This is a genomic window from uncultured Nostoc sp. (assembly GCF_964247315.1).
Lineage (GTDB): Bacteria > Cyanobacteriota > Cyanobacteriia > Cyanobacteriales > Nostocaceae > Nostoc.
This window is the reverse complement of sequence record NZ_CAXTTT010000182.1, coordinates 1-10,639: the sequence shown is the minus strand read 5'-3', so window position 1 is coordinate 10,639 and position 10,639 is coordinate 1. Positions and strand designations below refer to the sequence as shown.

The 10,639-nt window shown below is 42.8% G+C and carries 11 protein-coding genes, 1 tRNA gene and 1 pseudogene; 4 read left to right on the top strand and 9 right to left on the bottom strand.

From position 1 onward, the window contains the following. Nucleotides 1-81 precede the first annotated feature (81 nt). Nucleotides 82-930 (bottom strand): alpha/beta fold hydrolase, encoded by an 849-nt coding sequence (locus ACFE93_RS32355; protein ID WP_375479856.1) that lies wholly within the window; start codon nt 928-930, stop codon nt 82-84. Between the two features lie 289 nt (nt 931-1,219). On the opposite strand from ACFE93_RS32355, the gene ACFE93_RS32350 reads away from it, so the two are divergent. After that, the gene (locus ACFE93_RS32350) at nt 1,220-2,752 is read left to right on the top strand and encodes a SagB/ThcOx family dehydrogenase (RefSeq protein WP_375479852.1); all 1,533 of its coding nucleotides are present in this window, start codon (nt 1,220-1,222) and stop codon (nt 2,750-2,752) included. Between the two features lie 87 nt (nt 2,753-2,839). Here the strand turns inward: ACFE93_RS32350 and ACFE93_RS32345 are convergent. The 3 genes and pseudogenes from ACFE93_RS32345 to ACFE93_RS32335 all read right to left on the bottom strand — a co-directional run. After that, a pseudogene (locus ACFE93_RS32345) lies at nt 2,840-3,068 on the bottom strand (IS4 family transposase); the annotation flags it as partial. A 317-nt stretch (nt 3,069-3,385) separates the two neighbouring features. Beyond that, nucleotides 3,386-4,114, bottom strand: coding sequence for an ABC transporter ATP-binding protein (locus ACFE93_RS32340; RefSeq protein ID WP_375479850.1), 729 nt, complete (start codon nt 4,112-4,114; stop codon nt 3,386-3,388). 77 nt (nt 4,115-4,191) lie between these two features. Beyond that, a complete protein-coding gene (locus ACFE93_RS32335; protein WP_104907250.1) occupies nt 4,192-4,416 on the bottom strand; it encodes a ferredoxin family protein in 225 nt (74 codons plus the stop codon). Nucleotides 4,417-4,706: 290 nt separating this feature from the next. Here ACFE93_RS32335 and ACFE93_RS32330 point away from each other — a divergent pair, with 290 nt between their 5' ends. Both ACFE93_RS32330 and ACFE93_RS32325 read left to right on the top strand, forming a co-directional pair. Next, nucleotides 4,707-4,955, top strand: coding sequence for a hypothetical protein (locus ACFE93_RS32330; protein ID WP_375479847.1), 249 nt, complete (start codon nt 4,707-4,709; stop codon nt 4,953-4,955). Nucleotides 4,956-4,957: 2 nt separating this feature from the next. Beyond that, the gene (locus ACFE93_RS32325; protein ID WP_375479854.1) at nt 4,958-5,371 is read left to right on the top strand and encodes a type II toxin-antitoxin system VapC family toxin; all 414 of its coding nucleotides are present in this window, start codon (nt 4,958-4,960) and stop codon (nt 5,369-5,371) included. A gap of 412 nt (nt 5,372-5,783) precedes the next feature. Here ACFE93_RS32325 and ACFE93_RS32320 read toward each other — a convergent pair whose 3' ends face one another. The 5 genes from ACFE93_RS32320 to ACFE93_RS32300 form a co-directional block, all read right to left on the bottom strand. Further along, a complete protein-coding gene (locus tag ACFE93_RS32320; protein ID WP_375479845.1) occupies nt 5,784-6,998 on the bottom strand; it encodes an ATP phosphoribosyltransferase regulatory subunit in 1,215 nt (404 codons plus the stop codon). Then, complete coding sequence (locus ACFE93_RS32315; protein ID WP_375479843.1) at nt 6,998-7,957, bottom strand: DnaJ domain-containing protein; 960 nt, start codon at nt 7,955-7,957, stop codon at nt 6,998-7,000. Before ACFE93_RS32315 ends, ACFE93_RS32320 begins: the two co-directional genes overlap by 1 nt. A gap of 73 nt (nt 7,958-8,030) precedes the next feature. Then, entirely contained in the window at nt 8,031-8,843 is an 813-nt protein-coding gene (locus ACFE93_RS32310) for an inositol monophosphatase family protein (protein ID WP_375479841.1), read from the bottom strand. A 220-nt stretch (nt 8,844-9,063) separates the two neighbouring features. Further along, nucleotides 9,064-9,609 (bottom strand): thermonuclease family protein, encoded by a 546-nt coding sequence (locus tag ACFE93_RS32305; protein ID WP_375479839.1) that lies wholly within the window; start codon nt 9,607-9,609, stop codon nt 9,064-9,066. Nucleotides 9,610-9,634: 25 nt separating this feature from the next. Continuing rightward, on the bottom strand, nt 9,635-10,003 hold the full coding sequence (locus tag ACFE93_RS32300; protein ID WP_292867508.1) for a 2Fe-2S iron-sulfur cluster-binding protein: 369 nt from the start codon (nt 10,001-10,003) through the stop codon (nt 9,635-9,637). A 106-nt stretch (nt 10,004-10,109) separates the two neighbouring features. Here ACFE93_RS32300 and ACFE93_RS32295 point away from each other — a divergent pair. Continuing rightward, nucleotides 10,110-10,194, top strand: a tRNA-Ser gene (locus tag ACFE93_RS32295). Nucleotides 10,195-10,639: the final 445 nt, after the last annotated feature.

Below are 10,639 nucleotides of genomic sequence, written 5' to 3'. Positions count from 1 at the left end.
GCCCAATCCCCAATGCCCAATCCCCCTAGACATCGCTCCTATTAATTCTTCTGTTGCTGTATGACTAATCCCGTCCAATAATCATGAGATTTTTGATCTGTGTTCTGCCAAGAAAGCTCCCACAGTTTGGTTAAATGCCTCTGGTTGTGTCAAAAATGGCCAATGATTACCGGGAACTTGGCAGATACGTAAGTTTTGAAGATAGGTTTTGTAAGGTTGAATTTGCCAATTTTGGCGGTTTAGTCCTTGTTTTGGCTGGACGAATAGGGCAGGGGTGTCAAGGTAAATTGTAAAACCAGGCACTTGCATTACTGTCTCAAAAATTCCGTCGCGGGCGGCTATGGTAAATTTGCTGCCCCAACTCCCATCAGGTTTTTGTTCTATTCCTGCTTGGAAGACTTGCTCTTGTAAGGAAGTCCATCCTTGATATTGCTTTAATTGCCGTGCTTGTTGTTCGGCTTCTTCTTGACTGTCAAAGGGCCCCATACTTTTTAGAAAAGGCAAAAAGCGATATAACATTGGGAAAGTTACCCTGAGAAGACTGGGCATTTTCCAGATGAAAATCGGATCGACGAGAGTTATACTCCGTAAACGCTTTGGGTTTTGTCTTGCCCAGATGGCGGTTAATTTGCCTGTCCAAGAGTGACTTACAATATGGGCAAAAGTCCATCCAAGACTATCCATAAGCGCTTCCAGGTCTGCGATCGCACTCTCAAAGCTATAGTCTATTTCTGGCTTACTACTTTGGCCATGTCCGCGCATATCTGGCGCAACTATGTGGTAATCCACCGCCAAGTAATCTCCTAAACTAGACCACACCAGAGCATGATCGCCTAAGCCATGTAACAGCAGTAAAGGTTCTTGACCTTGATTCCATTCTAAATAAGAAAGTTGGATATCAGGCTTTGATAAAGTTTGACGTACAGGCATCATTGCACATCCAGGCTTAGATAGTTTTGCGTTTAATATGGTACTCCGAAAGAAGATGGGGAGCAGGGGAGAAATTGCAGTAAGTTATTCTCCCTCTGCCCCTTTGCACCTCTACCCCTTTGCCTCTTGTGCCCAATCCCCAATCCCCAATCCCCAATCCCCAATCCTCAATCCAATTGTTACCATTTATCACTTTATGACTCTGAGGATTGTACCAATTGACACGAAATAATGAGGCTAATGAATGCCAAGATCAAGAAAAGGATGCCTTAAGGATATTAAAAGTACTATGCCAGAATTACACCAATCGATTGCCCAGCATTATCACGAACGGACTAAATATAATCCTGAGACTCTCGCTTCCAAAAGTCAGGGGTTAGACTGGACTAAACAGCCAGTGCCCTTCAAAGAGTACAAAATTGGCTCTACTTTTGATCTCAAACCCTATATCCAAGAAAAAGCAGAGGCTTATGCTAATAATCCAGATGCTAAATGGTGGCAAAGACTTTCACGGCTATTATTTCGCAGTTATGGATTGACAGCGAAAATGCCTTCTATGGGTAGTGCAGTGTATTTACGCGCTGCTCCCAGTGCAGGCGGACTATACCCTGCCGAGGTGTATGTGGTTTCCCGTGGTACATCGTTATTGCCGCCTGGTCTATATAACTACCAGTGTCGAACTCATTCTCTCATGCATTATTGGGAAAGTGATGTTTGGCAAACTCTCCAAACAGCTTGTTTCTGGCATCCTTCTTTAGAAAATACCCAATTAGCAATTATTGTGACTGCGGTATTCTATCGTTCTGCGTGGCGCTATGAAGATCGGGCTTACCGTCGGATTTTTCTGGATACGGGACATCTGTTAGGTAATATCGAGTTAGCTAGTGCGGTTACTGATTATCGCCCCCATTTAATCGGCGGTTTTGTCGATGAATCGGTCAACGATCTGCTTTATGTCGATCCGCAACAAGAAGGTGCGATCGCTGTCTTACCTCTGGCAGACTTGTTAGATGTGAATCAAAATTTGCCATTGGGATGTACTGCTTTACCTTCCGCCACCGAAACCAGTTATCCTCAAATCCCCGATGGCGAACTACTAACATATTTCCATCGACACACCCAGATTCAATCAGGTGTAACTGGTAATCTTAATCTCCCAACTATTAAACAAGAAAAATCTTTGGAGGATAAATACAATTTTCCTTTCTGTTTAAAAATTCCCACCACCACCGCACCTATAGACTGGGGAGAAAAACTATCAGAACTGGAAACCACTATGTACAAGCGACGCTCTACCCGCGCTTACAATGGTGATGATTTAAGCTTTGATGAATTGAAAAGTTTACTTGATTTCACTTACCAACCGCAAAATTACATCGACCAAAGCTTAGATATTTCTCCAGACTACTTCGACCTAAATTTAATCGAAACATTCATTGCTGTTTGCGGAGTCAAAGGACTGGAGGCGGGTTGTTACTATTACGCACCCAAAGCCCAAGAATTACGTCAAATTCGGTTTAAAAACTTTCGGCGAGAGTTACATTTTCTCTGTTTAGGACAAGAATTAGGACGGGATGCAGCAGCGGTGTTATTTCATACAGCCGACTTGAAAGCTGCGATCGCACAATATGGCGATCGCGTTTACCGTTACTTGCACATGGATGCCGGTCATTTGGGACAACGCCTGAATTTAGCTGCAATGCACCTGAATGTAGGGGTCAGTGGTATCGGTGGATTCTTTGACGATCAAGTAAATGAAGTTTTGGGTATTCCTGCTGATGAAGCTGTTTTATATATTACTACATTTGGACGCCCTAGATAAAAATAATTCCAGAGGCGCAAAGAATCCAGAGAATTTCTTTGTGTGTCCTTTACGTCTCTGTGCAAGCTTACGGGGCTACAAAAAGCGCTAGGATGAAGATAAAATAAGCCTCATCGCCCTTTCTCCTTGTTGGTAGTACTTGCGCTTGCTAGAACTTAGTGTGAAGAATTCGGCAACTAACTCGTAGTCATCTTCCATGAAATTCACCTAATTAGATCCATCCATATAATCCAATATAAAAACTGCTATGACGGTGAATAATCCGTCCAAATTCTTTAATTTGACAGATGTATTTTTTGATACTTATATATTTTATTTATGGTTGGGGTCTAAATACCTATCTATGACGTAATTCAGAATTGCGAATTAGCAAATGGGGATTTTGGTCAGTTTTTCCTGAATGAATGTCCTGTTTTGCATCTTAACTACTGTAGATGTGATTAGAAACGGATTATTAGGGAGAATTCTTTGAGCATCGAAAATGACGGTCGCGGCAGTGGCAGGTAGTGTTATGGCTTTTGTATTAGTTATAGATAGCGTCGGCGCAGCCCAACCAAGTCATCGCTATCGACTGGTGAAGCTCCGATATTAAGCTGGTATTATGTTGAATGGGGCAAGAGTGATTAAAAAGGGTTAATGTCTCTTACCTGCTCCCAGATATAGCTCACCCACTTTCGGGTCATTCAACAATTCTTCACCAGGACCGGAGATCGCATCACGTCCTGATTCTAATACATATCCACGATTAGCCATCTCTAAAGCTTTACGAGCATTTTGTTCTACTAATACGATCGCAGTACCTGCCTGATTAATTTGTTTAATCTGCTCGAACACTTGTGTCACCAAAATCGGCGACAAAGCAGCAGATGGTTCATCTAAAATCAGCAAACCAGGTTCCAACATCAAAGCTTTGCCCATCGCTAGCATCTGGCGTTCTCCTCCAGAGAGAGTACCAGCGCGTTGACGACGGCGATCGCTTAATCTAGGAAACATAATAAATATTTTATCTTTAATTGGTTTCAAAGGAATGTTAAGCACAAAAGCACCCATCTCCAAATTTTCTTCAACACTCAGAGAAGGGAATACATTGGCGATTTGCGGTACGTAGCACATACCTCGTTGGACAATTTGATTGGACTTTAGCCCCACAATATTTTCACCTTTGAAGGTAATTGTGCCTGTGTGGGGGAGCAAAAGCCCAAAAATTGCTTTTGCCAAAGTAGATTTACCCGCACCATTGGGGCCAATCACTGTCACCAATTCCCCTGGTGCAACCCGAAAATTTACACCTTGCAGGATATCTACATCTTTGATATATCCAGCGTGGACATTTTGAACTTCTAATAAATAGTCATTTGTCATTGGTCATTTGTCATTAGTCATTGGTCAACAGTCAAGTCAAGCATAACTATTAACTATTGACTGTTGACTATGGACTATTACGGGGTTTTTTGCAACTCCGGTCGTTCTTCTGGAAGAATCGCCCCTTCTACAGGGCAAACTTGGAGACAGATGCCACAGTCGATGCAAGTGGCAAAGTCAATCCAGTACCAATCAGTTCCCTTGGCATTTTTGCCTGGGCCATCATGAATACAAGCTACTGGACAGGCATCTACGCAGTCTGCAACGCCTTCACAGACCTCTGTAACAATTGTATGCGGCATGTTCTCGATTCCCTTTCTTGTGTATCGGCTATTTCTAGCCTAACAGGGGAGTAGGGACTGGGGATTGAAGATACTGGTGTCAAGCTGAGTCTGAATGAGACTGCAATTTCTATTCATTAACTAGCTCATAAATAACTGGGAATTGTCAAATTTGCTCTTAGTAGTAACAAAATCAATATTTTTGGCGTAAGTAAGCCCTCTTAGCTATTGCCGTTAGGTTCTATGGAAATTCAGGCAAAAATACTATAATTTGTTACAAGCGTAATTTATCCTACTCCTGAAAAAAAATTATGAAAATTAAAGGCATCAAGCGCAAAAACACTATAGAAATATTTGAGGAAATAAACATTCCTGATGGGCAAGAAATAGTCATTGAGATTTTATACGAAGACTCGACAACAAGCGTCAGCAGTGAATCGCAATTTTGGAAATCCCTAGAAAAATTTCGCCAAAAACAAGAATTAGAATCCGCAGGTATTGAACCAGAAATTTTTGCAGATGTGCGAGATTCTTCATCAGGACGTGAGATAACTTGGTAGACTTGCGCTTTTTATTAGATACTAATATTCTTTCCGAGCCATTGCGTCCAATTCCCAATCCCAATGTTATCGAAATGCTGCGGCGACATGAAAATGAAATAGCAACAGCAACTGTTGTCTATCATGAACTACTTTTCGGGTGCTACCGTCTTCCAGAATCTAACAAACGTCAAACTATAGAAAAATATCTCCAAGAAGTAGTTCAGCCTAATATACCCTTACTGCCATACGATACTAACGCCGCTAGATGGCACGCTACAGAAAGAGCGCGTCTAGTAGCTATTGGCAAAACGCCATCATTTGCAGATGGTCAAATTGCTGCAATTTCTAAAGTTAACGGTTTGATACTTGTTACTAATAATCTCTCCGACTACGGTGATTTTATTGAACTACAAGTCGAGAACTGGTTTATATAAACTTTTTTAAAATGAGAGGATCTTAGGAAAATACTGATAGAGAAAATCTTGCGATGTCAAATAGGAATTGCGTTAAATTCTGTCAGCACCAATAAATCTAAATCGCCAGTTACAATAACTTCGGCATTAGCTGCTACAACAGGTTTTAAAATTACAGTATCATCTATAGCAGTCCTAAATCATTTGTGAAAATTATATATCTCTTTCTTCTTTCTTCCCTTGGCGTTCTTCTCTAACGAGACGCTACGCGTTGGCGGAAGCCTCTCCAAGAGTTGGCAGTTCGTTTCCTTATCTATATTTTTCACGACTCCTGCAAGGATTGCTATAGGTCGCGTAGCTGGGGAGTAGAGAGTGGGGAAGATTAGGGGAGATAAAGCAATGCCCCATACCCCATGTTCAATCCCCAACTCACTTAACGCAATGATTCAATGGTTGGTGAGCCATCAGCTTTGATCCAAGCAATTTGGGCTATGCCGCGATCGCTTGCATATTGGCGAATCGCCTCTGCGTCCCTTCCGCCCAAATCAATTTCTACCCGCACCAAATCAGTAGAATTTCTGAGTTTTTGCGCGTAGACAAAGGCGGCGGCGTTAGCGCTAGCTGTCTCTGGTGCTACCAACCAGTCACTGGCTGGAGTTTCTTGTGGTAATTGCTGGGTAGATAACAGAACTTGGTATAAATCTTCGATATTTAGTCCAAAACCAATTCCGGGAATGTTTTCGCCTTGAGGATGATATAGCCCCAAAAGCTGGTCATAGCGACCACCACGCCCTAAAACTCTGGCTTGGGATTCGGTATCATTGACAACCTCAAAAACGATGCCAGTGTAGTAATCTATGGTTTGGATCAGGCTGAGGTCGAGGATTAACGGAATTTTTTTCTCTGATTCTAATAATTCTACTAGGGATTTGAGGTTATTCACTGCCTCTCGCTGTTCTTCATCTAAATCCAAACTACTGACTTTTTGTAATACATCTGCACTTGACCCGCGTAAATCCAGGATGATTTGGGCGCGATCGCGCAGTTTGTCACTTAGGGGTAAATTATCTATGGTGATGCGGTCAAGATGAGCGATCGCACTGCGAACTCGATCTTGGAGATTATCAGGAAAAGCACTCAGGAGCGATCGGGTAATTCCCGCCTCACCTAAAATTAAATGCCATCCCTGCAAACCCAATGCTGCCAAACAATCTGCTACCAATAGCAGAACTTCGGCATTCGCCAGCAATCCGCCAGTACCTAACAACTCCACCCCAGCTTGATAAAACTCTTGCTGGCGATTGTGTCTACTTTCCCAAGTGCGGCGAAACACATTGGCATTGTAATACAACCGTTGTGGATAAGTGACACCAGCCATCCGAGTGACAACAGTACGAGCAATAGATGCTGTTAATTCTGGACGTAGCCCTAATTCATCATCTTCGCCATTTTGTTGTAGTTGAATCACCATCTGACGCTGGATTGCTTCCCCCGCCATCAGGGTATCCATGCGCTCTAAAGTCGAAGTGATAATCCTGTGATATCCCCAACGATCGAACACCTGCTGTAACCGATCTTCAATCCAGCGTTTTTTCTCTACATCCAAGGGTAATAAATCCCTGGCTCCCGCTGCTGGTTGATACACCATTATTTTTTCTTCCCACCAAACAAACCACCGAACAAACCACTCCCAGATTTCTCTGGTTGCTTATCTCCATTATTGGGGGATGAAGTCACCTTCTGATCGCTAGGTTGTTGTCCTAAAGCCTTATCTATTTTAGGTTTCCATTGCAATGCCGTTTCGTCACTGGAGTCTAATTTTAAAGCGTTGTCAAAGTGGATTTTTGCCATTTTTAGCTGATTTTGCTTCAAATACACCATTGCAATTAAGCTATGACAGCGACTATTTTTCGGTTCTAGCTTCAGAGCATCTTGCAACTCTACTTTGGCTTGGGCAAATTGATTTTTGTCAATCAAAGATTGAGCGCGACGAATATACTGCTCTACAATCAAGTCATCTTTTGGCGGCGCTGGTGCTGGTGCTGGTGCTGTATTTTTTGGTGTATTTGGCTGAGGTGTACCTGATTGGACTTTGGGTTGAGCAGGTGGTGGCGGCGCTGGGGATGCTTTACCTGCACTCCGCATTAAATACACTAAATTCAACTCACTAGCTTGGGCAATGACTTGCTGCGCTTGTTCTAAAGAATCATATTGGGTTTGAGCTAGTTTCGCGATCGCAGTTTTATAGAAATGATCGATATTAGCCACCTCAACTAACTGTTTTGCCAAGTCGGTGTTTAGAGTTACCGAAGCAGATTCTTGTATCAGACGCTTGCCAATTTGCGACAAAATTAGAATATATTCAGTGCGAGTGCGATCGCCAGAGAGTTTTTCGTAAGCTGGGTTAACCAGCTTTGATAACAATTCATTACCGAGATTTTTTTGAGCAGCAGTTTCAGTAAGACTACTGTCTGGGTGCAAACGACGGGCGACTTGCAGATAGCGTTTGCGAATCTCTTTGACATCGGCATCAACTGGAACGCACAACACTGCGTGATGATCTATGAAATCATATTTAAATAGTCCACGATCTATTTTGAAAGACATATAGAGTTTTTGCACCAAGGGAGCAGTTAGATTGCTTTTAGTTTACCCAAAGTCTGGGGGAAAGCCCCATCTTCTACACCCATGCTGATAGTGGCGGAACCTGTAAAAGTTCGTTACTGATGGAGTCGTGAATATAACTATTTGTAGCAAGAATTCTACCTGACTCAATTTTGACAGTAGTGCCATCGTAAGCGGTGACTTTGCCCCCGGCTTCCTGTACCAAAATTATCCCGGCGGCAATATCCCAAGGAGAAAGTCCCCGTTCCCAGTAACCATCGACACGTCCACAGGCAACATAAGCCAAATCTAGCGATGCAGAACCGCTACGTCTAACTCCTTGGCTAAGATGGGTAAGGTGACTAAATTCTGCGTAGTTGTTATCAGAGGTTTCGCGGCGATCGTAGGCAAACCCTGTTACTAGTAGGCTTTTACTCAGTTCAGATGTTACCGAAACCTTGATCGGCTGACGGTTACGCGTTGCTCCTAAGCCAGCAGCAGCACGGAATAGCTCATTGTGAAATGGGTCATAAATTACACCAACTTGCGGAACACCGTTAATTAACAGCCCGATGGAAACGGCAAAAAATGGGTATTGATGAGCGTAGTTGGTTGTGCCATCGAGAGGATCTATTGCCCAGAGGTACTCATTCTGTTGATTACCTAATTTCCCTGATTCTTCAGCGAGGATCGAGTGCTGAGGAAAGTGGCGGCGCAAAATTTCTAAAATCAACTCCTCTGAGGCTTTATCAGCAGCAGTGACTAAATCACCAGGGCGTCCTTTTTCAACAATTGCGTCTTCTAATTTACCCAAGTAACCTTGCAAAATAGCACCAGCAGTCAAGGCCGCTTCTGTGGCAATATCAAGAAAAATTTGTAGATTAGTCATTTGTGATTTGTCATTGGTCATTTGTCATTGGGCATGGGGCAAAACAGTTAGGTTAGCGGTAGCGGGGCGTTTAGCCCGTTTCGAGTTCCTCGGCTTCGAGTAAAGAAGTGAGATTCCCCACTCAGCACTCCTGAAGGGCATTGGGCATTGGTTATTAATTCTTCTCCTTCACTTCCTCACTTTCCCACTCTCCCTCTCAGCACTCAGCACTCAGCACTAATTAAAGATTTTGGCGGCGAAACTCGGCGGGAGTGAGGCGCATCGGTTTTTCTGGGTTCCAGATTCCTTGCCCCATGAGTCTAGCCCATTGTTGGGCACGTTCTAAACGCAGGTCATACTTATGGTTAGGCGATCGCCCCACAAACATTGCATTCCCTTGTTTGACTAATTCTTCATTCAATAACACCTTATTTTTCCACACATAAGCTAGAGTTCGCCCAATTTTGTCTTTTGCTTCTAAATCAAACTCCAGCGTTACCGATTGTTCTACACCACCAATTAGATTCTCTAACTGTTCTTTTGCTGCTTCCCCCCAAGGGCGCTGTCGCAAATCTGGGGCATCAATACCCACTAACCGCACTTGAGAAATCAAATTTGGTTGTTCAGCCATGCCTAAAACTTCCAAACTTTGCCCACTAACTACCCGCGCTACTTTCACCTGAGCTTCATTGTTTGGCAGCTGGTTTTTACCTTGGCAACTTACCAAGAGTAATAAGCAAGCCAAAATAGCTATTTTTTGCACCCTCTCACCAAAACGTATATGCATCAGAAATTTGGTGATTTTAAATTGTTTATTCCTCATCTAAGGGTAAACCCGCTTTAATTCTTCCCCTAGCAAAATAGCGTCCAAACTGGAGTTCGTAGACTTCATCTTCATCTTGCGTCTCCACTTCCAAGTCAGAACGGGGGTAACTCACACACAACAAGGCATAACCTTGACGACGTAAGTCTGGCGACAAGCCGATCGCCTCTGGTTGGTAAATTTCTCCTGATAACACTCTCACCGCACAAGCAGTGCAAGCCCCGTTACGGCAGGAAAACGGTAGTTCTACCCCTTGTTTTTCGCCAGTGTGCAGGATGTAGCGGTCTTCTGGCACTTGTAGGGTGTATGTTTTGCCAGTAGCGCGATCGCGAACTTTAATTGTGTATGTACGGGACATCTGGATTTGCGTTTTGGGATTAGGACTATCAAATTCAATCTAGAATATCTTTCTTTATCTTTGCATTTACTGGGATTTTATAGTATAATCGTAACTTGTGGCACCTGGAGAGGTGGCCGAGCGGTTTAAGGCGCAGACCTGGAAAGTCTGTTTAGGGAAACTTAACGAGGGTTCGAATCCCTCCCTCTCCGTTGAATGTATACAGTGTAAAGCTTTCAAACTTAAGTATTTGCCATTTTACCGTTTCAGACACTGACTTGTGGTTTAGTAAAATGGTTTAGTTGGTTTAGTGAATTAGTTGAATCAATAACACCAATTGCTAGTGCTTGTACTACTGGCAATCATATTAAATTGTCATTGATGTTGAGTAATAATAATGGTTTTGCTTATAAATGGTGACTGATAAGTGAAACACCTACGGAACAAAGCCGTGAAAATTAACTTAAATGATTGCATAACAAAACTTTAAGGATGCGGAATTGAATGTTTTATCAAGGAGAAGCTATAGCTTGCGCTTATTAATGAATTAATTATGTGAAAAATGCTTATCCGAACCGTATTGAAAGATGTGCGATCGCCATAATTATCCCTCTTCTGTCACTTTCCGAAATAAGCAAGTAGTAAAAAAGCTAAATC